Origin of the sequence: Tardiphaga sp. P9-11 (assembly GCF_008329525.1) — a bacterium.
Classification (GTDB): Bacteria; Pseudomonadota; Alphaproteobacteria; order Rhizobiales; family Xanthobacteraceae; genus Tardiphaga.
In genome coordinates, this window is sequence record NZ_NPKQ01000002.1 from 136,522 (window position 1) to 161,077 (window position 24,556).

A 24,556-nucleotide genomic window follows, 5' to 3' on the forward strand; every position below is an offset into this window, starting at 1 on the left:
TTACTGATCTTCGGGTTGAAGATCGGTTTCCGCCGGCGTCGCATCCACCGGCCGGTTTTGCGGCGTACGCCCGGTCTGGATGATGTTGGGCTGGGGCTCATCGGGAATGGCGCGCGACCACGGGCGGTCAAGGCCAAGCGGCCGCACGGCATCGATTGCAAAACCATTCGTGGTGCGACGCAGGGTCATCGCGCCATTTCGTTGCAGGCGATCCTGATTGATCACCAGCGCCCTACAATCCTCAGGCGGTTGTCGCGTCGTGACGATCAGCGCCGCTTTCTCGCAATCATCTGTGAAGGCATCCGGCTGTAAAACCAGCGCTACTAAAGCGCCATCGGCCAGCGGCACGATGCATCCGTCGCGGTCGCAGGACACGCCGTGGCTGACTGAAGCATCGGTCGGCAAGCGTGCATCGGCATCGCCGGCAAGCCACTCTTTCAGCAGAAACGTATCCTTGGCGCTGCGCATCACATGCAGGTGCCCGTCCCTGCCCCGTACCGCAACGCTGTGACCATCGCCCGAGATCAGCACATCGGGCTGCCTGACTAGCAATGCCCAGACGATCGAGAGCGCAAGCACGCCAACGCCCGCAAGGCGCAAGGGCGTGCGCAGCAATCCGAGCACGATGATGCCGATACTCGCTGATATCAGCGGTCCGGTGCCGAAGGCCGGCATCCGGCTAATGGCGCCGGGCAAGGCTGCCACCCATTGCGTCACCACGATCATCCACTGGATGCCGACATCCATCAGCCGCCAGAACACACCGTCAAAGCCGAACGGCATGGCCACCAAGCCGAGAATGCCCGCGGGCATCACCAGTGCCGAGACCACCGGCATCGCCAGGAGATTGGCGACGACGCCATAAGGCGTGACGCGATGAAAATGAAACGCCGCGTAGGGCGTCGTGGCAAGCCCGGCGACGAGCGAGGCCAGCACGAGCGTCGCGATCTCACGTCCGCCCCACAGCGCCACGCGCGCCGTCGCGGAATGATCGAGCGACGCAAACAGCGCGGGCATGCCGATCTGCACCAATGCGACGAGCCCCAGCGTCGCCGCGAATGACATCTGAAAACTCGGATGCACTAGCGCTTCCGGCGCAACGATCAGCACAACCATTGCCGCCACCGCCAGCGTGCGGAACGTCACCGCCCGGCGATCGACCATCACAGCGATCAGCACGACGGCCGTCATGAAGAACGAACGCTGCGTAGCAACCTCGGCGCCCGACAGCAGCAGATAAAATAGTGCCGCGAGCAATGCCGCAGCAGCTGCGACTTTCTTGATCGGGAACGTCACCGTCAGCATGGGGATCAGTGCCAGCAGCGCGCGGATCGCAAAGAACACCACACCGGCGACAACGGCCATGTGATAGCCGGAAATCGACAACACATGACCGAGGCCGGAGATGAACATCGCATCATTGACGTCAGCCGAAATCGCATCGCGGCGGCCTGTGAGCAGTGCCGTGGCAATGGCGCGGCTATCGCCCGAGAGCACGGTGCGGATTCGCGCATCGATGGCGTCGCGTAGCCCCTGCATGGTCACCGAATAGCGTAGCGCCATACTCGGCTGCGTCGGCGGATCCATCGCCTTGATGCCGCCCATCACGAAGCCGGATGCCCCAATACCCTGAAAATAAAGATCGCGACTGAAATCATAACTTCCCGGCCGCAACGGAGACAGCGGCGGCTGCAGCCTCGCCTTCAATTCGACGAAGCTACCGACGGCAGGCGCCGTGCCCTTCTTCACCGATAACCGCACACGCGTGAGCTTTGGCGCGGCGCGCGGACTGTCCATCGTGGCGACGCGCAGCACGAAGCGATCAGTGCGCTCGCGTTCCTCATGGGTTTCAACGAAGCCGGTGAGCGCAACGGAATAGAGCGGCTTGGTCAGAACCTCATGTGCGATACGTGCGGTCTTTATGGCCGCCACTGCAAAGCCGGCCGCGATGGCCGCAACGAGCAAGATCAAGGGAAACCATCGCTGCCGCCGCAGCAAAAACGCAGCCACGCAAAGAAGGCCGGCCGTTGCGCCGGCAACCCTGGCCACCGGCTCATGCTCAGCGGCAAAATACAGCGCAATGCCGGTACCAAAAGCGATCGGCACCCAAGGCAGCAAGCGACCGGGACCAGCTTCGGCCCGCACCCACGTCCAGAGCGTCCCGAAGCCCGATGTTGACGACGTCGCTGACGGGACAGCGACGCCTGCCGTGGCCGGCGACGGCCATGTGGTCGCCGTGCCGGATCGGCCCCGCCGCTGTTGCTGATCCCCGCCCCGCGCCATCGAACGCCCGCACGCTTGCCCTCCCGAATGCTATCGGAAGGGCAAGCGGCGACTAGCGGAACGGATGCAGAATACGAAAACTAATCCGTAGGGTTGCTCAGGCCAGCTTGGCGTAGCTGTCGCGCAGACCGACGGTGCGGTTGAAGACCAGCTTGCCCGGCGCTGAATCCTTGTCCCGACAGAAATAACCCTGGCGCTCGAACTGCACGACATCGCTTGTGTTGTCGCTCGCCAGCGCCGGCTCCAGCATGGCGCCAGTCAGCGTCTCCAGCGAGTCTGGATTGAGCTGTGATGCGAATTCGGTCGCATTGGGCTGCGGATCGGCAAACAGCTGATTGTAGACGCGCACTTCCGCCGGCACGGCATCTGCGGCGCTCACCCAATGGATCGTCGCCTTGACCTTGCGACCGTCCGGCGCATTGCCGCCCCGGGTTTCCGGATCATAGGTGCAGCGCAGTTCGACCACCTCGCCAGCGGCGTTCTTGATGACGTCCTTGCAGGTGATGAAATAGCCGTAGCGCAAGCGCACCTCGCGGCCCGGTGCCATGCGGAAGAACTTCTTTGGCGGCTCTTCCATGAAATCGTCATGCTCGATGTAGAGTTCACGGCCGAACGGAATCTGCCGGCTGCCGAGCGCCTCATCGTCAGGATGATTGATGGCTTCGAGCTGCTCGCTCTGCCCTTCCGGATAGTTCTCGATCACGACCTTCAGTGGCTTCAGTACGGCCATGCGGCGCTGCGCCGTGCGGTTCAGCGTCTCGCGTACGGCGAAGTCGAACATCGAGATATCGACGGTCGAATTGGCCTTGGCGACGCCGATGCGCTTGACGAATTCGCGGAGCGCTTCAGCGGGAATGCCACGGCGCTGCAGGCCAGCCAGCGTCGGCATCCGTGGATCGTCCCAGCCGGTGACATGGCCGCCGCGGACAAGTTCGGTCAGCACGCGCTTCGACAACAGCGTGTAAGTCATGTTGAGCCGCGCGAATTCATACTGATGCGGCCGCGATGGCACCGGCAGGTTATCCAGACACCAGTCGTAAAGCGGCCGGTGATCCTCGAATTCGAGTGTACAGATCGAATGCGTCACGTGTTCGATGGCGTCCGACTGACCGTGCGCAAAATCGTAGCTCGGATAAATGCTCCAAGCGGTGCCCGTGCGCGGGTGGTGCGCATGCAGGATACGATAGATCACGGGATCGCGCAGGTTGATGTTGCCCGACGACATATCGATCTTGGCGCGCAGCACGCGGGCGCCGTTCGGGAATTCGCCAGCACGCATACGCGTGAACAGATCGAGATTCTCGTCGACCGATCGATTGCGGAAGGGGCTGTTCTGGCCAGGCTCGGTCAGGGTGCCGCGCTTGACGCGGATCTCTTCCTGCGACTGATCGTCGACATAGGCCTTGCCGGCGCGGATCAGGTCCTGTGCCCAACCATACAGCTGCTCGAAATAGTCCGAGGCGTAATGTAGATTGCCTTCGCCCCAATCGAACCCGAGCCAGCGGACGTCGCGCTGGATGGCGTCGATATATTCCTGCTCTTCCTTGGTCGGATTGGTGTCGTCGAAACGCAGGTTGCAGTGGCCGCCGAACTCCTCGGCAACGCCGAAGTTCAGGCAGATCGACTTGGCATGGCCGAGATGCAGGTAGCCATTGGGCTCCGGCGGAAAGCGCGTCACCACACTCGGATGCTTGCCGGATTGCAGGTCCGCCGCAACGATGTCGCGGATGAAGTCACGGCCTGCGTCGGATACCGATTCGTCTGTCATTTTCTGCCTTTCAAGCTGCGCCCTATGTGCCAAATCCGGAAGGCCGCGCCAAGGCCGGATCAGGGGCCGGGTCCCGCGAAAGGGCCTTTTCCGATGCGGTTCCGGCCCCAAATCCGCGTTTATTCGCCGTGAGACAGCGCCCTGTCGTTGTGATAAACGCCCGCCAACACTCACACCGAACTCGATCGAACCCGCTGATATGACCGCTCCCGTCGTTACCCGTTTCGCCCCTTCGCCGACCGGCTTCCTCCATATCGGCGGAGGACGCACCGCGCTGTTCAACTGGCTCTATGCCAAGAAGACCGGCGGCAAGATGCTGCTGCGGATCGAGGATACCGACCGCGAGCGCTCAACGGATGCTGCGATCGACGCCATCATAGATGGGCTCAAATGGCTGGGCATCGAGTGGGACGGTGACACCGTCTACCAATTCGCCCGAGCCGGCCGGCACCGTGAAGTCGCCGAGCAGCTACTCGCCGAGGGCAAGGCCTATTATTGCTACGCCTCGGCCGAAGAACTGCAGCAAATGCGCGAGACCGCCCGCGCCGAGGGAAAGTCCAAGCTCTATAACGGATTGTGGCGCGACCGCGATCCGTCCGATCCGCGCCCCGACGTCAAACCGACGATCCGCCTGAAGGCGCCACTCACCGGCGAGACCGTGATCGAGGATCAGGTGCAAGGCCGCGTAGTCTGGCAGAACGAAAATCTTGACGACCTCGTGCTGCTGCGTGGCGACGGCAATCCGACCTACATGCTGGCCGTGGTGGTGGACGACCATGACATGGGCGTGACCCATGTCATCCGCGGTGACGACCATCTGATCAACGCCGCCCGTCAGAAGCAGATCTACGACGCGCTCGGCTGGACCGTGCCCAGCATGTCGCATATTCCGCTGATCCACGGACCTGATGGCTCGAAACTCTCAAAGCGCCACGGCGCGCTCGGCGTCGAGGCCTATCGCGCGCTGGGCTATGTGCCGGCTGCCCTGCGGAATTACCTGGTGCGGCTCGGCTGGAGCCATGGCGATCAGGAAATCTTCTCGACCCAGGAGATGATCGACGCCTTCGACCTATCGGGGATCGGCCGTTCCGCCGCGCGCTTCGATTTCGCCAAGCTCGAAAATCTCAACGGTCACTACATCCGTCACACCGACGATCAATCCCTCGTGACCATGTTCGAGGACGTGCTGAATTACGTGCCCGGCGGCGCCGAACTGAAGGCGAAGCTCAACGAAACCACGCGCGCCCAGCTGTTGCGCGCCATGCCCGGCCTGAAGGAGCGCGCCAAGACGCTGATCGAACTGATCGACGGCGCCAACTTCATCTTTGCCGATCGCCCGCTGGCGATGGAGCCGAAGGCGCAGGCCGTACTGACGCCGGAAACCCGCGTGTTGATCGGCAAGTTGCGCACGGCACTGGAAGCCGTCACCGACTGGACCGCAGCAAATGCCGAAGCCGCTACCCGTGCCTTTGCGGAAGAAGCCGGCATCAAGCTTGGCGGTGTCGCGCAGCCACTACGCGTGGCGCTAACGGGCAAGACCACGTCGCCCGGCATTTTCGATGTTCTGGCGGTATTGGGAAGGCAGGAATGCCTGGACCGGCTCGCCGATCAGGCATCTATTTAGCATAGCTGTAGGCTGCTTTTGCCCGCCTTGCAGCGCACACAGCAATACGCTACGCATTCTGGCGAATGCTCTGGAATTCCCGGCTAGCCTCCCCATTTCTCCTGAAATGTCGGTGGTTTGCCGGCCCCTCAACGATCTCATCGGGGACCACGCGATGGACGCAAAAACCAATACCAAATCCGCAACGCTGACAGTCGACGGCAAGAGCTTCGACCTTCCGATTCACAGCGGGACGATCGGCCCTGATGTCATCGACATCGGTAAGCTCTACGCCCAGTCCGGGATGTTTACCTACGATCCGGGCTTCACCTCGACGGGCAGCTGCCAGTCCAAGATCACCTATATCGATGGCGATGCCGGTATCCTCGAATACCGCGGCTACCCAATCGAGCAGCTCGCCGCTAAGGGCGATTTCCTCGAGACCTGTTACCTGCTGCTGTACGGGGAACTCCCGACCGCCAAACAGAAGGCCGCCTTCGACACAATGGTCACGAACCACACAATGGTTCACGATCAGATGAGCCGCTTTTTCCAGGGCTTCCGTCGCGACGCACATCCGATGGCTGTGATGGTCGCATCTGTTGGCGCCCTCGCCGCTTTCTACCACGACTCAACTGATATCAACGATCCGAAGCAGCGCGAAATCGCGTCGATCCGCATGATCGCCAAGATACCGACGCTCGCCGCGATGGCTTACAAGTACACGATCGGCCAGCCTTTCGTGTATCCGACCAACTCGCTCGACTTTGCAGCGAACTTCATGAAGATGTGCTTCGCCGTGCCGTGCGAGGACTTCAAGGTCAATCCGGTGCTCGCCAAGGCGCTGGATAAGATCTTTACGCTTCATGCCGATCACGAGCAGAACGCATCGACCTCGACCGTCCGCATCGCCGGCTCGTCGGGCGCCAATCCGTTCGCTTGTATCGCCGCCGGCATCGCCTGCCTGTGGGGACCGGCACATGGCGGTGCCAACGAAGCCGCATTGCAGATGCTCGCCGAGATCGGCACCGTCGATAAGATTCCGGATTTCATCGCCAAGGTGAAGGACAAGAATTCCAGCGTCCGCCTGATGGGCTTCGGTCACCGCGTCTACAAGAACTACGATCCGCGCGCTAAGATCATGCAGGAGACCTGCCACGAGGTTCTCAAGGAAACCGGCCACGGCGGCGACGAGATGCTCGCCGTTGCCATGGAGCTCGAGAAGATCGCGCTGTCGGACCAGTACTTCATCGACCGCAAGCTGTACCCGAACGTCGATTTCTATTCGGGCATCACGCTGAAGGCGATGGGCTTCCCGACCTCGATGTTCACCGTGCTGTTCGCAGTTGCCCGCACCGTTGGCTGGATCAGCCAGTGGAGCGAAATGATTGGCGATCCGCAGCAGAAGATCGGCCGTCCGCGCCAGCTCTATACCGGCGCAGCCCGCCGCGATTACGTGGACATCGCCAAGCGCAGCTAAGGCCTCGGTTTCGCAGAGTGTGAAAATCAGAACGGCGGGTCTTGCGATCCGCCGTTTTTTGTTTCGCTGCAATCTCTTGAATTGAGGCCTTCAACTCTTCCGCATCGTGGCTAGCACAACATTCGCCGCACCGACGCTCGGCGACGTCTCGCCGGTCGCCATGATCCCATCGAGCCGCGCCAACGCTTCAGCCTGACGCCGCCGCATCGGCGTATCCGCGAGCACCTCCTGCAACGAAGCCCCAAGCTTCTCCGGCGTGCAGTCTTCCTGAATGAATTCCGGGATCACGTTCTCGCCGATCACCAGATTGGCGAGAATGACCGACGACGAGGTGATGCGGCGACGGATGATCCAGGCTTCGACGCTTCCGGCCTTGTAGGCGGTGACCATTGGCACGCCCGAAAGCGCAAGTTCCAGCGTGACGGTTCCGGACTTGGCGAACGCTGCATGTGCGATGCGGAACGCGGCGCGCTTCTCTGTTTCACTCACAACGATCCGCGGCTGCACCGGCCACGCGTTCAGCGCTTCGGCGATCACCTCGACGAGATGCGGCATGGTTGGCAGGATCAGTTCGAATTTCGTGCCCTGCTTGTGCAGCAGATCGAGCGTCGCGCCGAACGTTGCCATATGATGACGGATCTCGCTGCGACGGCTGCCCGGCAATACCAGCAGCACCGGCGGCTTCGCTTCGCGACGCGCCTGCTCTTCCGCATTGGGACGGAGCGCATCGATCTGCTCGATCAGGGGATGACCGACATAGGTGCATGGCGGTCCGCCTAGCCGCCGGTGCGCCTCGGGCTCGAACGGCAACAACGCCAGCACATGGTCGACATAGGCGCGCATCGCCTTCGCGCGTCCCGGCCGCCACGCCCACACCGTGGGCGATACGTAATTGACGATGGGAATGGAAGGATCGCGCTGGCGCACGCGCTTGGCGACGCGATGGGTAAAATCCGGACTATCGATGATGATCAGCACGTCGGGTTTGGCCCGCAGCACATCTTCAGTCGCCCGCTTGATAAGCTTCAGGATAGACGGCAGCTTCCGCACGACGGCCGCGAGACCGATGATCGAAAGCTCCTCGATGGGAAACAGCGACTGCAGCCCTTCGCGCGCCATCGACGAACCGCCGACGCCCTGAAAGCGCACGTCATCGCCGAGTCGCTGGCGCAGCACCTTCATCAGCGCGGAGCCGAGACGGTCGCCGGATTCTTCAGTGGCGATGAGATAGATCGTCTTCGTCACGTCGGAAGTCCCGTCACGAAAAGACCTGCGGCATCGGCGGCGACAATCATCTGCTGCGGTTCGGCGACAATCGTATTGCCTGCGACGATGGCAATGCCGGCGAGCTTCGCGGCCGCAGCGCGCTCGATCGTACGCGGCCCCAATGTCGGCAGATCGAAGCGCAAGTCCTGTCCGCTCTTTGGCGCCTTCACCAGGACGCCCCGCCCTGCCTTGGCACGAATACGCCCCTGCTCACGCAGAAGCGCCACGCGGGCCAGCAATCCATCGGTACCTTCGATATCCTCGATCCCCACCACATGGCCGTCGATCACCACGGTCGCCTGGCCGATATCGAACGGGCTCAAGGCGCGCAGGACTTCGCGCCCGCGCGCGATATCGGCTTCAGCGTCTTGATCCGGTACGGCACGTGTCACGCTGCCCGCCGGCATCAGCACATCCGGCGCAACGTCCTTGATCCCCAGCAGACGAAAACCTTCATGCTCGAACAGACGGCTGACACTCGTCAGCAAGTGATCGTCACCGCCGCGAAACGCGCGAAACACCTTCGGCATCACGCGAAGCGTTGCCCAGTCCAGCCTGATCTCGGAGATTGCCGGCCGCACAAGCGTGCCGATGAAAGTGAGGTCCCGGCAGTTTTCGCTGCGCATCAGCTTCAGCAAACGGCCAAACTGGCCGATGGAAATCCAGTGGTGCTGAAATCGCGCCACCAGCGCCGGATCGCAGAACCCTTTCAGTGCGAACAACACCGGCTTGATGCCGCGAGCCTGCAACGAGGCTGCGACGGCGAAGGGCAGCGAACCGCCGCCGGCGATGATCCCGAACGGCGAGCCTATCGGCGGATGTTCTTGCAGATCCTGCGCTTGAGCCTGGTCGGTCATGGTTCGCCCCGCGATACCCGAACTCAAGAGTTGTTCTTGCTATCCTCGGGCAGACACAGTGCGCGGTGCTTGGCGCCCGCGATAAATGTCAGAATTTCTGCAATCGCCGGATCGTCATTTGCCAAAGGCAGCACACGCTCAAGCCGCTCAGCGAAGACGCCGGAGCCATGGAAAAGCTTCTGGTAGAACGAGCGCACGGCGGCGACGCGCTCCTTCGTGAATTTGCGGCGCTTCATGCCGATGATGTTGAGGCCTTCCAGCGCCGCATACTGGCCATTCACGAGTCCGAACGGGATGATATCACCGCGCACGCCGCAGATGCCGCCGACCATGACCTGGGAGCCAATGCGGGTGAACTGGTGCACGGCCGACAGCCCGCCCATGAAAACGAAATCGCCGATCTCGCAATGGCCGCCAAGCGTCGCCGAGGTCGCGAAGATCACGTCATTGCCGACGTGGCAATCATGGCCGACATGGGCACAGTTCATGAAGTAACCGCGATCGCCCACCGACGTGATGCCGCCGCCAGCGACAGTACCCGCATTCATGGTCACGGACTCGCGGATGGTACAGCCATTGCCGATGGTCAGCCTGGTCAGTTCGCCCTTGTAGCTGAGCGACTGCGGGGGCGTGCCTAATGACGCGAACGGATAGATCGTGCAGTTCTCGCCGATGGTCGTCTGCGCCGTCACGTTGACATGCGACAGCAGCTTCGTGCCTGCACCGATCGTGACATGCGGTCCGATGATGCAGAAGGGCCCGATTTCGGCGCCCTCGCCAATGACAGCACCGTCGGCGACGCGGGCGGTTGGATCGATCTTGCTCATCGAGAAGTCCAGTTCCTGCAAATTTCTAGGATTTTCCGCTGCGTAACCCGCGTCACGTGGACTGTCCAGTACCGCGCGGACAAGCGCCACTGGAACCTTGCTGAACTCCAAATGTTCATGATACGTTCCTTTTGTATCAGTGTGGAATGACCTTTCATGGCGCGTCTGACCAATCGGGAGGAGGAAGTATTGTCGCTGGTTGGCCAGTCAATGAGCTGCAAACAGATCGCCCGTGCCCTCGCCATTTCCGAGTTCACCGTCCGCAAACATCGCGCAAGCATCCTGCACAAGATGCGGCTGGGAACCACGGCGCAACTCACCGCCTTCGCCAAAACATCTTTCGCAAAGGCCTCTTTCACTAATACATCGCATGTCGGCGAGGCATCGCAACGCGCCGATCAGCGAGAAAGACACGACCGGTCTTTTTGATCGACAGCCGACCCATCCTCCGACCGCGCGAAATCGACGTCGCGCGGCTCATTGCTGTTGGCCTCACCAGCAAGCAGATCGCCCGCAAACTCGGGATCAGCCCCCTCACCGTCCGCAAGCATCGCGAGAACGCGATGCGCAGCCTGAACGTCCACAGCCTTGCCGAGCTGATCGACGCGGCGAGACGCCTCGGTTTCGTCAATACGCCATCGGAGCTATATCGCACAACCATCGGTTGACGCACGCTATGGTTGTTATCCGCGACATCGTCACGACAGCACGCAAGCCGCAATACTTCCTCGCCTCGCAAGGCCGCTTGTTGTCGCCGACCAGTCACCATTCAGCCAGGAGCAGCAACATGGCCAAGTACACGATCAAGGTTCTGAACAACTCTGGGTTCGCGAAGAACTATGTTCTCTTCATGCAACCACCCGCCGTGACATCGACCGGCGGACAGCCCGTCGTTTACAGTAACGCGTGGGTGACATTTAACGGCATCCTGCCGGGTGGGACGGACACGGTCGAGTACACCGACGAGACTTTCGCCTACTGGGCAACTGCAACCATGCCCGTCGCTCCAGGGACAACCATGGGCCAGAGCGGCGCTGCTGCGGTCGATGTCACTCTGCAGGATAGCGTCACCTTTGCCGGAACGACCCCCATCGGTTTCGGAACGGTTACGCCGGGCGGCGCCATGAGCGGCTCTTACAGGATTATCGCCAACAACGATTTCACCGCATCCAACGGATACTTGTTCGGTCTGGCGCGTCCCGGCAACGTTCCGAGCATCCCGTCACCGGTCGCGACCTTCATCGCGGAGCCGAACGACACGTTCAACGTGACACCTGTGATCAACTTCTATGTCGCCGATGGCGCATACACGCCCGGTCAGATCATCGACTACACCGCAGCCTCGACCAAGGCCGGCAACGTCAACTTCACGGGTCGCGCGCAAACCAGCGCTGTGGTCACGCAGAACCCCGACGGCTCATTCTCGCCTCAGTACTACTGATCGTCGGCGTCGGTGAAGGCCTGCGTTCTGGCACGCACCAAATCCTGATCGGGATCTGCACCATGTGCGTCGCGATCGGTGCCGCCGCAGCGGGCGGCGGCACCGCATAATCATCCCTCCAATTCAAACGCTGACATCACAAGAGGTCCACATGGCTGTAGCCTATTCATCCTTTGTCACGCCGGCAGGGAATCTCGCACCGGCAATTCACGGCGCCAATTTCGACGCCCCGTTCAACTGTTCCGCCACATTCACCGGCACCTGCTCGGCTGGCGAATATCGCCAGTATGTTATGGGCCAGAACACGGCCAATGGCAGCGTGGTCGCCCTCGTATTGTGCGGAGCTGTGGTGCTGCTACCAGCGGCATATCAGGAAGATGGCTGCCCGTCGGGCAGCTGTACGGCGTACGGACATCGAAGCTGTCCACAGCACCCGTATGATCGTTACGACCCTGCACGTGCGGACGGATGCCAGTTCTCGATGTATGATGCGCCCGGATTCAAGAACGTGGTGCGAGGGACCAGATACGTCGTCTACTTTTCATTCCAGGGAAAACTGATCGACACGTCAGCCGGCGGCGCCGTCCTTGCAACTAAAGGATGGACGGTAGAAGGAACTACGACCGTGGCAGAGACTCCTCCAACACCGGCCTTGGTTGGTTTGTCGGCAACCGAGAAACTCATTGGTGCGCATACCTCGCTCAATCTCGACACCGGCGCTCTTGAATTGCACATGGTGATCACGCGCCCCGCTGGCTTACCGGGCCTCGATGGCTCATCGATGAACCTGTCTCTCATCGATCCGGCGGGTAAAAGATCGCATCCGCCTGACGCACCAGCGGTCCACGAGATCGGGACGCAGAGCCAATCGACTGTGAGCCTCGTCTATACGCTTCGCCCAGGCGCCACTCCGCCGAGCTCAGTAGAATTGGCGGTACACGGTGGTATCGTCACGATGCGCGTTCGGCAGCGCTAGACGAATAACACGGGCTGAGCGGTATAGCCTCAGTCCGTTAGCATTGCGCCGACATCAGCCTCGGCAACAGTGACGCCATTGACCTTGGCGTCGCCGTGGAACCACCACATGGCCTTTTTCTTGCCGATCAGATGCAGGTGATACTCGATCGTATCGCCTGGCATCACCGGCTTGCGGAATTTGCATTTATCGATGGTGAGGAAATACACGGCGCGCGGCTTGGCGGTGCCCTCGACCGACGCGATACCGATCACGCCGGCTGTCTGTGCCATGCCTTCGATCATCAGCACACCCGGATAAACGGGGCGGTCCGGGAAATGTCCCAGGAATGCCGGCTCGTTGATGGTGACGTTCTTGATGCCGATGCCGCTGAAGTCCTTGCGGATGTTCACGACGCGATCGATCAGCAGGAACGGATAGCGGTGCGGCAGGGTCTTGAGGATGGTGTTGATATCGACCGTCTCAATGACAATCGGTGACTCGGCACCGCTTACTGTATCCTGGGTCATTCCCGCCCCTCGTCCTTCGTATCCAGCGTCGCCGCATCCGTTCCCGGCATGCTCTCGCGGGCGAGTCTCTCCACCGCAAGGATCTCGCGGAACCATTGCTTGGTCGGGCGGGCAAAGATGCCACCCCACCGCGCACGTGGCGGGATGCTGTCCTTCACGCCGGCCATTGCCGCGACCTGCGCACCATCGCCAATCGTAATGTGATTGTTGAGACCTACCATGGCGCCCAGCGCGACGTTGTCGCCGATGGTCAGGCTGCCCGCAAGGCCACATTTCGCAGCGATCACACAGTGCCGTCCGATCGTCACGTTGTGACCGATCTGGACCTGATTGTCGATTTTGGTCCCCTCGCCGATCACGGTGTCACGTAGGCTGCCGCGGTCGATGGTGGTGCCGGCGCCGATCTCGACATCGTTCTGGATCAGGACGCGACCGGTCTGTGGGACCTTGATGTGCTTGTCCCGGCCGAACACGAAGCCGAAGCCGTCCTGACCGAACTTGCAGCCGGGATGAACGAGTACATTATTGCCGATCAGCGTGAACTGCAGCGTGCTACCGGCGCCGATATTGCAGTCGCGGCCGATCTTGACCCCGGCCGCGATCACGGCGCCCGAGCCGATGATGGTCCCGGATCCGATCTCGACATCGGGACCTATTACGGCCAGCGGATCCACAGTGACGTCGTCCTCGAGCTGAGCCGAAGGATGGATGACGGCGGAGGCCGCGATCCCCGAAATGTCGAAGCCGGAAGTCGGACGTAGCGCGTCCGGATTCAGCTCGCAGGCCAATTCCACGAAGGCCGCAAATGGCCGCTTGGCGCGCAGCACCGTTACGTGAGCCGGAATATCGCCCTTGAAGCTCTCGCTCACCAGGCAAGCACCGGCCTTGGTGTGGGTGAGCTGATCGATGTAGCGGAGATTCTCGAAGAAGGTCAGGTGATGGGGGCCCGCCTCGTCGAGCGAGGCTACGCCGGTCACGATCTGGTCGGCCCGTGTCGGGTCGACCAGTCGCGCCTTCGTTGACGCGGCTATTTCAGCCAGCGTCAACGACGGCGATTGCTTGAAGAACGTCGGCAGAGCCATTCCACCCGTCGCGGTCCGGCCGGAGATCAAACTCAGAACGAAGTTCCGCCGCCGAACTTGAACTGCTGCACGCGATCATAGGCGCCCTTGGTGATCGGCACTGCGTAATCAAAGCGCAGTGGACCAAACGGCGACTGCCAGATCAGGCCCACACCGACCGACGACCGCACGACATTGCCGTCGTCATAGGTCATGCCAGCGCAGTTACCGACCGAGGTGCGAGACGCAGCCACACAACCGGCGGCGTTGACTTCGCCAGTCTGAGCCCAGCTCGTCGGTCCCTGATAGTCCCAGAGGCCGCCGGCATCGGCATAGACAGCGCCCTTGATGCCAACTTCCTTCGGCAAGAACCAGAACGGCATCTGCAATTCAGCCGAAGCACCCCAATACTTGGTGCCGCCGAGCGCGTCACCGTAGGATCCCAGCGCAACGTAGCTGATATCACGCGGACCGATACCGTTCTGCGCGAAACCACGCACCAGGTTCGGACCCATCTGGAAGTGATCCAGCATGCGGATATCTTCGCCAACCTTGTTCAGCATACCACCCTGGACGCGGAGCAAACCAACGATGTCGGCCACCAGCGGGGTGTAGTACTTCGCATCGATCGTGGTCTTCAGGTAGGTCACGTCGCCACCGACGCCAGCGTAGTCCTGCTTGAACTCCAGGAACAGACCGTCCGTCGGGTTCTTGTTGTTGTCGAGGGTGTTGTAGTTCAGCGTGTAGCCGAGCGCCGAGGTCAGCGTCTTGCCACTGGCCAGCTCGCGGCGAACCGGCAGCGACGACTCGCCATCTGCGTAACAGCCCCACGTGCCGGAATTGGCGGGATCGACAAAGCCAGGGCCAAACAATGAATTCAGATAGCCGGGCGTGTTGGTTGCCGTCGGGCTGCCTGGAAGGTTGTTACAGTTCGCCAATGTCGTCGGCAGCGAAATCTGCTGCTGATAGATCGAGTAGCGGAGCTGCAGCGCGAGATCTTCACGCAGCTGGAAGCCGAGACGCGGGCTGAAACCGAGCGTCTTGGTGTTGTACGAGATGTAGCTGTTGGATAGCTGCTCGCGCTGATAGAAATCGAGGCCGAGGGCCACGCGATAGTCGAGCAGGTAAGGTTCGACGAAGGACAGCGAGTAGCCACGGGCATACTGGCCATACTGAACCGATGCCTTCGCAAACAGGCCACGACCAAGGAAGTTACGTTCCGAGACGCTGACTTCGCCGAGCGCACCGTCGGTGGTCGAGTAGCCGCCCGAGACCGAAAAGTCGCCGGTGGATTTCTCTTCCAGATCGACCACCAGGATCACGCGATCGCTGGATGAACCGGGCTCGGTCGTCACCTTCACACTCTTGAAGAAGTCGAGGTTCTTCAAGCGGCGTTCGGCACGATCAACCAGCGCGCGGTTATAAGCGTCGCCTTCAGCGAGATCGAATTCGCGGCGGATGACATAGTCACGGGTACGCGTGTTGCCGCGCACATTGATGCGCTCGATATAGACGCGCGGCCCCTCTTCCACCGAGAAGCCGATGGTAACGGTGTGAGATTCGAAATTGCGATCGCCTCGCGGACGCACGACGGCAAAAGCGTAGCCGCGGCGGGACATTTCGATCTGCATTTCCTCGACCGACTTCTCCAGCGCTTCCGCGTTGTAAAGCGAGCCGACGCCAACGCGCGAGAAGCTACGCAGCGAGTTCGGATCGAACTGCGGAATGGTGGATGAGAAGTCGACCGACGACACGCGGTACTGCTGGCCTTCTTCGATCTTGAAGGTGACCAGGAAGCCCTTCTGCTGCGGATCGTATTCAGTGAGCGCGGCAACGACCTGAACGTCGGCGAAGCCGTTCTTCAAATAATAGCGACGGATCAGATCGCGATCGGCTTCGATGCGGTCCGGATCATAGATATCACCCGAAGCCAGGAAGCTCAGGAGGTTCGATTCACGAGTCTTGATGACATCCTTGAGGCGGTAGGACGAGTAATAGTTGTTCCCGATGAACTGGATCGACTTCACGCCGGTCTTCGCGCCTTCGTTGATCGTGAAGATCAGGTCGACGCGGTTATTCGGCTGCTCGATGAATTCCGGAACGACGCTGACATCGTAACGGCCAGAGCGGCGATAGATTTCGGAAATGCGCTGGGCATCGGCCTGCACCATCGGGCGCGACAGCGTCCCGCGCGGCTTCGACTGCACTTCTGCGTTCAGCTGGTCGTCCTTGACCTTCTTATTGCCCTCGAAGGCAATACGGCCAATGACCGGGTTTTCAACGACGCTGACGACCAGACGGCCACCGGCCTGATTGATCTTCACGTCTTGGAAAAGCCCCGTCTCGATGAGCGACTTGAGGCCGTCATCGATGGTGCCCTGATCCAGTCGGCCGCTCGGGCCGGGACGGAAATAAGAGCGGATGGTCTCCACATCCACGCGGCGATTGCCTTCAACAACAATCGAAGCGGCGGTCTGAGCCACGGCAGTCGAAGAAACGAGCGCAGCGGTCGCTGTAACGGCGACCGGCATGGCGACCAATAGCGAAGCAGCAAGAAGGCCGCCCCGGAAACCCCGCAAACCAAAAATCATGCGCAAAGCGCCCTTATCATTCCATCGCCAGCCCGCACCCCTACGGTCTGACAGAATCCCTTTACTTGCCCAGCTTGTAGCCAATTTTACCTGACTGGCAAACGACCTTTCGCGCTGCAATTCTAATTTCATTCCAAGACGTTGCCCATCGGCCACGTTACCCCCAGCCTCGATCATGACGAAGCCAGGTGAAGAATGTCGTTATAGGTCGCAAATACCATCAACATCAGCACTAAACCGAGGCCAATGCGGAAGCCCATCTCCTGTGCGCGCTCCGATAACGGGCGCCCGCGAACGGCCTCGACGGCATAGAACAAAAGATGACCGCCATCGAGAAGCGGAACCGGAAACAGGTTGAGTAGGCCAATCGAGATCGACAGAACCGCCGCCAGGTGAATCAGGGCGGTCAGGCCGATTGTCGCCACCTGCCCCGAGATCTGTGCGATTCGCATTGGACCACCGATCTGGTCGGCGGCCTCGCGTCCGGTGAATACACCGCCGATATAGGCGATGGTGCGGTCCACGACGAACCAGGTTTCCTTGACGCCCAGCACGAAAGCGGTCGCTGGATTGACCCGCTCGGTGGTCGCCTCACCAACCGCGGTCGCGCGGGTAATGCCGAGGACACCGAGACGATGGACATTGCCGAAGCTATCTTTGACTTCACGAAGCTCTGGCGTGGCCTTCAGCTCGACGGTGGCCTCGCCCCGCCTGACGCTGAAAGCGAGCTGCTCGCCGGCCTTGGTGCCGACGATGCGCTGCATGTCGGAAAAGCTGCCAATCACCTTGCCATCGATGGCCTTGATGATGTCGCCCGACTGGAACCCCGCCTTCTCGGCCGCGCTGCCAGCCTGAATACTGTCGACCTTGGCCGTCGTGCTCGGCTTGCCAAAGAACGTAAACAGACAGGTGAAAATAACGATCGCAAGGATGAAATTGGCGATTGGACCAGCAGCCACGATGGCCGCACGCTGGCCAACCCGCTTGTGATGGAAGCTGCCCTTGCGCTCATCCGCCGTCATGCCTTCGAGTGCAGTGCTGGAGGGGGTCGAGGCCTCGCTCTCGTCGCCAAAAAACTTGACGTAGCCACCGAGCGGGATCGCCGAAATCTTCCAGCGTGTGCCGTGGCGATCGTTGAAGCCAACCAGTTCGGGACCGAAGCCGAGCGAGAATGTCAGGACCTTAACGCCGTTCCAGCGGGCAACCAGGAAGTGGCCGAGTTCGTGGAAGAACACCACGATCGTCAGGACAAACAGAAAGGGGATGATATAGCCGATAAAGCCGTGGCTTAACGTATTGAAACTATGTTGGAAAAACTCAAGCATCCCGATCCCCTAACGCGAAGCCAAAGGCCCCGTCCCCAATGCTCTAGGATGCCTTTGCGGCAATTTGAGGCAAGAGGGTGGCAGCCATTTTTCTCGCTTTATGGTCAACAGCGATGGCGTCATCCGCCGATGACAACGGCGCCAAATTCCCTACCCGCACCCATTCATTCATGGTTGCTTCGACCAGCCGCGCAATGGCGCCAAAGCGGATCTTCTGGGCGATGAAGGCGGCCACGGCGATCTCATTGGCCGCATTGTAAACCGTGGTCGCGCCGCTGCCGGTACGCAGCGCGTCATAGGCCAGCTTCAGACCGGGGAACCGCGCGTAATCTGGTGCCTCGAAGGTCAGCGATCCAATTTTGGCGAGATCGAGCGGTGCGGCCCGGCCCGGGATGCGGTCTGGCCAGCCCAGGCAATGCGCGATCGGCGTGCGCATGTCGGGCGAACCCAGCTGCGCCATCACCGAATAATCCCGGAACTCCACCATGCCGTGGATGATCGACTGCGGATGCACCAGCACGTCGATTTCGTCCGGCGCCAGCGCGAACAGATAGGACGCCTCGATCACTTCGAGGCCCTTGTTCATCATCGACGCGGAGTCGATGGTAATTTTCTGCCCCATCGACCAGTTAGGATGTTTGAGCGCCTGCGCCAGTGTCGCCTGCTCGATGTCAGCGGCAGCCCAGGTGCGGAACGGTCCGCCCGAGGCGGTAATGATGACGCGGGTCAGTTCCTCGCGACTGCCGGAAGCCAGCGCCTGGAACAGCGCATTGTGCTCACTGTCCGCCGGCAGGATGCAGGCACCGGCCTTGGCAGCGCGATCCATGAAGAAATCGCCGGCGCAAACAAGGCATTCTTTGTTGGCCAGTGCAACGGTTGCGCCGCGGTCGACGGCAGCAAGGGCGGGCTTCAAGCCGGCGGCGCCTGACACGGCAGCCATCAGCCAGTCAGCCGGACGCTCCGCAGCCTCGACGATGGCGCTATCCCCTGCCCCGCTGGCGATGCCGGTACCGGCAAGGGCTGCGCGGAGTTCGCCTAGCTTGGATTCATCGGCGACTGCCACGAAGCGCGCATTGAATTCCTTGGCCAGCTTGACCACGCCTTCGACGTTCCCGTTAGCCGTCAAAGCCTCCACCTGGTACCGCTCGGGCGACGCCCGCAGCAGATCCATGGTGCTGTCGCCGATCGAGCCGGTCGCGCCGAGGACAGTGATGGTGCGCAAACTGGACGCAGCGGGCTTGTTATTTCGCAGGGGAACAGCGCTCATTAAATCACCAAACCATAAGACCGCGGCCGGCGCCATCTGCACCGCCGCGTAAAAGACCGATCACTGCGGCCGCAACGACGGCAAAAACATAGCCATCGAGGCGGTCCAGCAGACCACCGTGGCCAGGAATGATCCGACCGGAATCCTTTACGCCGAACTTGCGTTTGACCGCGGACTCGAAGAGATCGCCAAGTTGCGACAACACCGTCAGCACAGCTGCGATCACGAGCAGCGGGATCAGTTTGCCGAGACCATTCGTGGCAAAGCCAACAGCAACAGCGAGACTAAGAATAAATCCGCCGATGGCACCAGCCCACGTCTTCTTCGGACTGACGCGCGGCCACAGTTTCGGACCACCGATGCCGCGTCCGGCGAAATAACCGCCGATGTCGGTCATCCAGACCACCAACAGAATGAATATCAGCGCCGAAAAGCCCCAGACGGGATCCAGGCGCACGACAATGGACGCAGCAAACGCAGCCAAGGCATAGACGAAACCGAGCCCGATCCAGCCGACACGATTGCCGACAATGCTCCGCCATTCCAGAAACAGGCCCACCGACACCAGTGCCACGAGGCCGAACCACAGCCAGCCACCGGTATAGGCTGCAAAAATAGCCACGGGGATCAGCACCAGCGCGGCCAGAACGCGCATCAGCAGATTGCGCAGCCCCCGGTCGTCCGCCTGCTTCGGCGTGTTGTCGTCAATCCTGTTGTCTTGGGTCACGCCGGTCACGAACCGGTTTTCGCGGCAAGACCGCCGAAGCGCCGCTCGCGGCGGGCATATTCGGCAATGGCACTTTCCAGCGCGGCCTTGTCGAAATCAGGCCAGTGGATCGGAACGAATACGAACTCGCTATAGGCGGCCTGCCACATCAGGAAGTTCGACAGCCGCTGTTCGCCCGAGGTGCGGATGATCAGATCGGGATCCGGAATATCCGGCGCATCAAGATACTGACCAAGCGTATCGACATTGATGCTTTCAGGCGTCCGCTTGCCCTCGGCAACCTCGCGCGCGAGGCGCTGCGCTGCCGTCGCGATCTCGTGCCGCGAGCCGTAATTGAAGGCGACCACGAGATTGAGCTGCGTATTGTTACGCGTCAGGTCCTCGGCTTCTTTCAGCAGGGACGAGATGTCTGAATCCAAACCCAGACGCTCTCCGATCACACGTACGCGCACGCCATCGCGATGTAGCGTGGCAAGGTCGTTGCGGATGAAGCGACGCAGCAGACCAAACAGATCGCTGATCTCGGACGCAGGCCGCGACCAGTTCTCCGAGCTGAACGAGAAGATGGTCAGATACTGGATGCCGAGTTCGTTGGACGCCCGCACCACACGCCGAAGTGCCTCGACGCCGCGGCGATGGCCCTCGGCGCGCGGAAGCCCCCGCGCTGCAGCCCAGCGTCCATTGCCGTCCATGATGATCGCGACATGCAAAGGCGTGGATCGGTCCGATCCATCATTTGCGGGCGCGGCGGCATTCGACATCGATTAAAATCCCCAGCCTATGGTCCGGCACATATGTGACCAATTTGCGGACCATACGCTTTTCAACAGCTTAAAAGCGGCTCCTGACGCTTTAAACCGTCATGATTTCCTTTTCCTTAGCCGCCAGCAACTGATCGATCTCAGCGATTATGCTGTCGGTGACCTTCTGCACTTCGGTATCGTGGCGCTTCTGGTCGTCTTCGGAAATCTCGTGGGCCTTCTCGAGCTTCTTGATGATGTCGAGACCGTCGCGGCGAACATGACGCACGGCGACCTTGGCCGCTTCGGCGTATTTGTGCGCGACCTTCACGAGTTCCTTGCGGCGCTCGGTGTTCAGTTCGGGAATACGCAAGCGCAGAATCTGACCTTCGGTTGCCGGGCTAAGGCCGAGGTTTGAATCGACAATCGCCTTCTCCACCGCCTTGACCATGGACTTGTCCCAGACCTGAACCGACAGCAGGCGCGGCTCGGGGACGCTGACGGTTGCAACCTGGTTCAGCGGCATGTGGCTGCCATAGGCCTCCACCTGCACCGGCTCCAGCATCGAGGCTGCAGCACGTCCAGTGCGCAAACCACCAAGTTCGTGCTTCAGCGACTGGGTCGAGCCCTGCATACGGCGTTTGATGTCGTTGATGTCGAATGGGGCCATGGTGGCCATGCAGCTCTCCCTTGTATCCTACTGGTGCGAAGCGGGTTATGGCGCTCCGAACCCGTCCAAAATCAGCCCGCGACGATGGTGCCGCGACCAGTACCAGTCAAAATGGCGCCGATCGACCCCGGTTCGGCGATCGAGAACACGATGATAGGCAGCGAAGTCTCGCGGGCAAGCGCGAAAGCCGTCGCATCCATGACCTTGTAATTACCTTCCACCGCCTGCGAATGGCTGAGGCGCTCGAAGCGCGTCGCCTTCGGATCCTTCTTCGGGTCGGCGCTGTAGACGCCGTCCACATTGGTTGCCTTCAGCACAGCCGACGCGCCGATCTCGGCAGCGCGCAACACCGCGGTCGTATCGGTGGTGAAATACGGATTGCCGGTACCGCCGGCCAGCAGCACGATGCGGCCCTCGGACAGGTATTTGTGTGCGGCAGCACGTGTGAAGAGTTCGCAGACCTGCGGCATGACCATCGCCGACAGCGTACGCGCCGGCACGGCGTGGCGCTCGATCGCAGCTTCCAGTGCCAGGCAATTCATGACGGTGGCGAGCATGCCCATTGTGTCGCCGGTCGGACGCGACACGCCACGCGAGGAGACTTCAACGCCGCGAAAGATGTTCCCGCCGCCGACGACGACCGCGACTTCAACGCCAAGTTTCTGGGCTGCAATGAGATCGCCGGCGATGCGGTCGATGGTCGGCTGATCGATGCCGAATGACTGGCCCCCGGCGAAAGACTCGCCCGACACCTTAATCACGACGCGACGATAGAGCGGCTCACCCATGATGCGATCGCTTCCTTTCGAGGCGGCAACTCCCGGCATCGAGTTGCCGGGAGGTCTTTTCGTATTTTTCGGTAACTTGCAGTCTTACTTCTGGCCGCTGGCGGCAGCAACTTCGGCTGCGAAGTCCGACGTGGCCTTCTCGATGCCTTCGCCGAGCGCGTAACGCACGAAGCCGGTCAGCTTGATCGGCGCGCCGACCTTGCCTTCAGCTTCCTTCACAGCCTGCGCCACCGACTTGCCGGTGTCGTGGATGAAGGCTTGATCGAGCAGGCAGACTTCCTTGTAGTAGGTCTTCAGGCCGTTCTCGACGATCTTCTCGATCATCGCGTCCGGCTTGCCCTGCTGACGATACTTGTCGGCCATGACTTCCTTTTCGCGCGCCACAACCACGGGATCGAGCGACGCGGAGTCCAGCGCCTGCGGATTGGCAGCGGCGACATGCATCGCGATCTGCTTGCCGAGGGTGGCCAGTTCATCGGCCTTGCCGGTGGATTCCAGCGCGACGATGATGCCCATCTTGCCGAGGCCATCGATGACCGCATTGTGGACGTAGCTTGACACCACACCGGCGCTGACTTCCAGCGTAGCGGCGCGACGCAGCGTCATGTTCTCGCCGATGGTAGCGATGGCTTCGGTGATCGCTGTCTCGACAGTGGCGTCGCCGATCTTGTGCGCCTTGATGGCGTCAACATCGGCGCCAACCTTGAGCGCAACCTGGGCGATCATCTTGACCAGCCCCTGGAACTGATCGTTGCGCGCCACGAAGTCGGTCTCGGAATTGACCTCGACGACAACGCCCTTGGTGCCGGCGGTAACAAGGCCGATCAGGCCTTCGGCGGCAATGCGGTCGGACTTCTTGGCGGCCTTGGACAGGCCCTTCGCACGCAGCCAGTCGATAGACGCCTGCATGTCGCCGTCATTGGCGGCCAGCGCGTTTTTGCAATCCATCATGCCGACGCCGGTGGTCTCGCGGAGGTCCTTGACCATCGCTGCAGTAATTGTTGCCATCGTTGAACCCTTTGCCTGTCAGGGCGCCTGCGAGCCAGCCGGTGCTGATGAATCGCATAACGCCGCAGGAACTATCATCGAGTGAAGTGTAGAGATGGAAAGTGCGGCCGGAATGACGGCCGCACGATTTTCTTGGCCTTCGCTACGGCACGATCATGGCCGGAACCGAAAAACCGGTTCCGGGATCGCGCCTGCGCGTTACTCGGCTTCCGCCGTCATTGCCTTGGCCTGGGCAACCCAGCCATCGGCACGGGCCGGAAGACCAACTTCTTCGCCGATCTTGTGCGCGTTGTCGTGATCGAGTTCGGCCAGCTGCCAGAAGTGGAAGATGCCGAGGTCGTTGAACTTCTTCTCGATCGCGCCGGACACGCCGGTGAGCTTCTTGAGATCGTCGGCGGTACCGCGCGGACCGGCCAGGCCCTGGAAGCCAGCTTCCGGAGCCGGAACAGCTTCAGCGATCGGCGCAGCCGAGGCACCGATGTCGAAGCCCGAGTCGCCCTGGGCGCGCGAGATACCGTCGATAACGGCGCGTGCGATCAGGTCGCAGTACAGCGACAGCGCGCGACCGGCGTCGTCGTTACCCGGGACCACATAGGTGATGCCCTTCGGATCCGAGTTGGTGTCGACGATCGCCGCCACCGGGATGCCCAGACGCTGAGCTTCCTGGATCGCAATGTCTTCCTTGTTGGTGTCGATCACGAAGATCAGGTCGGGCAGACCGCCCATGTCCTTGATGCCGCCAAGCGAACGGTCGAGCTTGTCGCGCTCGCGCTGCAGCGTCAAACGCTCCTTCTTCGTGTAAGCCGATGCGTCGCCGGAGTTCAGCACTTCGTCGAGATGACGCAGACGCTTGATCGAGCCGGAGATGGTCTTCCAGTTGGTCAGCGTGCCGCCGAGCCAACGCGAATTGACGAAGTACATCGCCGAACGCTTTGCAGCTTCAGCAACGACGTCCTGGGCCTGGCGCTTGGTGCCGACGAACAGGATACGGCCGCCCTTGGCGACAGTATCGCTTACAGCCTTCAGCGCGGTGTGCAGCAAAGGCACGGTCTGCGCGAGGTCGATGATGTGGATGTTGTTGCGTGCGCCGAAAATGTAATCCGCCATCTTCGGATTCCAGCGGTGCGACTGGTGACCAAAGTGGACGCCAGCTTCGAGCAGTTGACGCATAGAAAATTCGGGTAGTGCCATAGTATCAATTCTCCGGTTGTTTCCTCCGGAAGCGTGTGAGCAACAAGGCGTTCGGACAGGACGATTCCTGCCTGAGGCCCGGATGCCACCGGACGGCGATTAAGCCATGCTTCCGTGTGAGATGGCGCGGTATATAGCCGGATTCCCGAGATAAGCAAGAAAATCCGGCAGCTTCCGC

The 24,556-nt window shown here is 61.1% G+C and carries 22 protein-coding genes; 6 read left to right on the forward strand and 16 right to left on the reverse strand.

Annotated elements, in window-relative coordinates; translation table 11 throughout:
- Positions 1-2,283 carry a ComEC/Rec2 family competence protein gene (locus tag CIW50_RS06940; RefSeq protein WP_149530563.1) on the reverse strand — a complete coding sequence of 761 codons (2,283 nt, stop codon included), beginning with the start codon at positions 2,281-2,283 and terminating at the stop codon, positions 1-3.
- Between the two features lie 97 nt (positions 2,284-2,380).
- A complete protein-coding gene (locus CIW50_RS06945; protein WP_149530564.1) occupies positions 2,381-4,051 on the reverse strand; it encodes a glutamine--tRNA ligase/YqeY domain fusion protein in 1,671 nt (556 codons plus the stop codon).
- A gap of 199 nt (positions 4,052-4,250) precedes the next feature.
- Here CIW50_RS06945 and gltX point away from each other — a divergent pair, with 199 nt between their 5' ends.
- Both gltX and gltA read left to right on the forward strand, forming a co-directional pair.
- Complete coding sequence (gltX, locus tag CIW50_RS06950) at positions 4,251-5,675, forward strand: glutamate--tRNA ligase (protein WP_149530565.1); 1,425 nt, start codon at positions 4,251-4,253, stop codon at positions 5,673-5,675.
- Between the two features lie 154 nt (positions 5,676-5,829).
- Positions 5,830-7,134, forward strand: a complete 1,305-nt coding sequence (gene gltA, locus CIW50_RS06955) for a citrate synthase (protein WP_149530566.1) — start codon at positions 5,830-5,832, stop codon at positions 7,132-7,134.
- Between the two features lie 90 nt (positions 7,135-7,224).
- Here gltA and lpxB read toward each other — a convergent pair whose 3' ends face one another.
- From lpxB to lpxA, 3 genes are read right to left on the reverse strand one after another with little or no spacing between them, the layout of a single operon-like run.
- Positions 7,225-8,379, reverse strand: a complete 1,155-nt coding sequence (lpxB, locus tag CIW50_RS06960; protein ID WP_149530567.1) for a lipid-A-disaccharide synthase — start codon at positions 8,377-8,379, stop codon at positions 7,225-7,227.
- On the reverse strand, positions 8,376-9,257 hold the full coding sequence (locus CIW50_RS06965; RefSeq protein ID WP_149530568.1) for an LpxI family protein: 882 nt from the start codon (positions 9,255-9,257) through the stop codon (positions 8,376-8,378). Before CIW50_RS06965 ends, lpxB begins: the two co-directional genes overlap by 4 nt.
- A gap of 23 nt (positions 9,258-9,280) precedes the next feature.
- A complete protein-coding gene (gene lpxA, locus CIW50_RS06970; protein ID WP_149530569.1) occupies positions 9,281-10,084 on the reverse strand; it encodes an acyl-ACP--UDP-N-acetylglucosamine O-acyltransferase in 804 nt (267 codons plus the stop codon).
- A 156-nt stretch (positions 10,085-10,240) separates the two neighbouring features.
- Between lpxA and CIW50_RS06975 the strand changes: the two genes are divergently transcribed.
- The 4 genes from CIW50_RS06975 to CIW50_RS06990 all read left to right on the forward strand — a co-directional run bounded on the left by CIW50_RS06975 (position 10,241) and on the right by CIW50_RS06990 (position 12,501).
- Positions 10,241-10,513 carry a response regulator transcription factor gene (locus CIW50_RS06975; RefSeq protein WP_149530570.1) on the forward strand — a complete coding sequence of 91 codons (273 nt, stop codon included), beginning with the start codon at positions 10,241-10,243 and terminating at the stop codon, positions 10,511-10,513.
- Positions 10,510-10,752 carry a response regulator transcription factor gene (locus CIW50_RS06980; RefSeq protein WP_246664186.1) on the forward strand — a complete coding sequence of 81 codons (243 nt, stop codon included), beginning with the start codon at positions 10,510-10,512 and terminating at the stop codon, positions 10,750-10,752. Before CIW50_RS06975 ends, CIW50_RS06980 begins: the two co-directional genes overlap by 4 nt.
- An 8-nt stretch (positions 10,753-10,760) precedes the next feature.
- Positions 10,761-11,525, forward strand: coding sequence for a RhiA family protein (locus CIW50_RS06985; protein ID WP_149530572.1), 765 nt, complete (start codon positions 10,761-10,763; stop codon positions 11,523-11,525).
- 151 nt (positions 11,526-11,676) lie between these two features.
- Positions 11,677-12,501: a hypothetical protein gene (locus CIW50_RS06990; protein ID WP_149530573.1), complete on the forward strand. Its 825-nt coding sequence runs from the start codon at positions 11,677-11,679 to the stop codon at positions 12,499-12,501.
- A 29-nt stretch (positions 12,502-12,530) separates the two neighbouring features.
- Here CIW50_RS06990 and fabZ read toward each other — a convergent pair whose 3' ends face one another.
- The 11 genes from fabZ to CIW50_RS07045 form a co-directional block, all read right to left on the reverse strand.
- A complete protein-coding gene (fabZ, locus tag CIW50_RS06995) occupies positions 12,531-13,010 on the reverse strand; it encodes a 3-hydroxyacyl-ACP dehydratase FabZ (protein ID WP_149530574.1) in 480 nt (159 codons plus the stop codon).
- Positions 13,007-14,092, reverse strand: a complete 1,086-nt coding sequence (gene lpxD / locus CIW50_RS07000; protein ID WP_149530575.1) for a UDP-3-O-(3-hydroxymyristoyl)glucosamine N-acyltransferase — start codon at positions 14,090-14,092, stop codon at positions 13,007-13,009. The genes fabZ and lpxD overlap by 4 nt, the downstream gene beginning before the upstream one ends.
- A gap of 32 nt (positions 14,093-14,124) precedes the next feature.
- Entirely contained in the window at positions 14,125-16,662 is a 2,538-nt protein-coding gene (gene bamA, locus CIW50_RS07005) for an outer membrane protein assembly factor BamA (RefSeq protein WP_149530576.1), read from the reverse strand.
- Positions 16,663-16,835: 173 nt separating this feature from the next.
- Complete coding sequence (gene rseP, locus CIW50_RS07010) at positions 16,836-17,987, reverse strand: RIP metalloprotease RseP (protein ID WP_149530577.1); 1,152 nt, start codon at positions 17,985-17,987, stop codon at positions 16,836-16,838.
- A 43-nt stretch (positions 17,988-18,030) separates the two neighbouring features.
- Positions 18,031-19,254 (reverse strand): 1-deoxy-D-xylulose-5-phosphate reductoisomerase, encoded by a 1,224-nt coding sequence (gene dxr / locus CIW50_RS07015; RefSeq protein WP_149530578.1) that lies wholly within the window; start codon positions 19,252-19,254, stop codon positions 18,031-18,033.
- Positions 19,255-19,258: 4 nt separating this feature from the next.
- Positions 19,259-19,909, reverse strand: coding sequence for a phosphatidate cytidylyltransferase (locus CIW50_RS07020; protein WP_149531540.1), 651 nt, complete (start codon positions 19,907-19,909; stop codon positions 19,259-19,261).
- A gap of 77 nt (positions 19,910-19,986) precedes the next feature.
- On the reverse strand, positions 19,987-20,742 hold the full coding sequence (locus CIW50_RS07025) for an isoprenyl transferase (RefSeq protein ID WP_149530579.1): 756 nt from the start codon (positions 20,740-20,742) through the stop codon (positions 19,987-19,989).
- Positions 20,743-20,833: 91 nt separating this feature from the next.
- Positions 20,834-21,391: a ribosome recycling factor gene (frr, locus tag CIW50_RS07030; protein ID WP_502707474.1), complete on the reverse strand. Its 558-nt coding sequence runs from the start codon at positions 21,389-21,391 to the stop codon at positions 20,834-20,836.
- A 71-nt stretch (positions 21,392-21,462) separates the two neighbouring features.
- The gene (pyrH, locus tag CIW50_RS07035) at positions 21,463-22,179 is read right to left on the reverse strand and encodes a UMP kinase (RefSeq protein ID WP_149530581.1); all 717 of its coding nucleotides are present in this window, start codon (positions 22,177-22,179) and stop codon (positions 21,463-21,465) included.
- Positions 22,180-22,263: 84 nt separating this feature from the next.
- Positions 22,264-23,187 carry a translation elongation factor Ts gene (gene tsf / locus CIW50_RS07040; RefSeq protein WP_149530582.1) on the reverse strand — a complete coding sequence of 308 codons (924 nt, stop codon included), beginning with the start codon at positions 23,185-23,187 and terminating at the stop codon, positions 22,264-22,266.
- A gap of 198 nt (positions 23,188-23,385) precedes the next feature.
- Entirely contained in the window at positions 23,386-24,378 is a 993-nt protein-coding gene (locus CIW50_RS07045) for a 30S ribosomal protein S2 (protein ID WP_149530583.1), read from the reverse strand.
- Positions 24,379-24,556 lie beyond the last annotated feature (178 nt).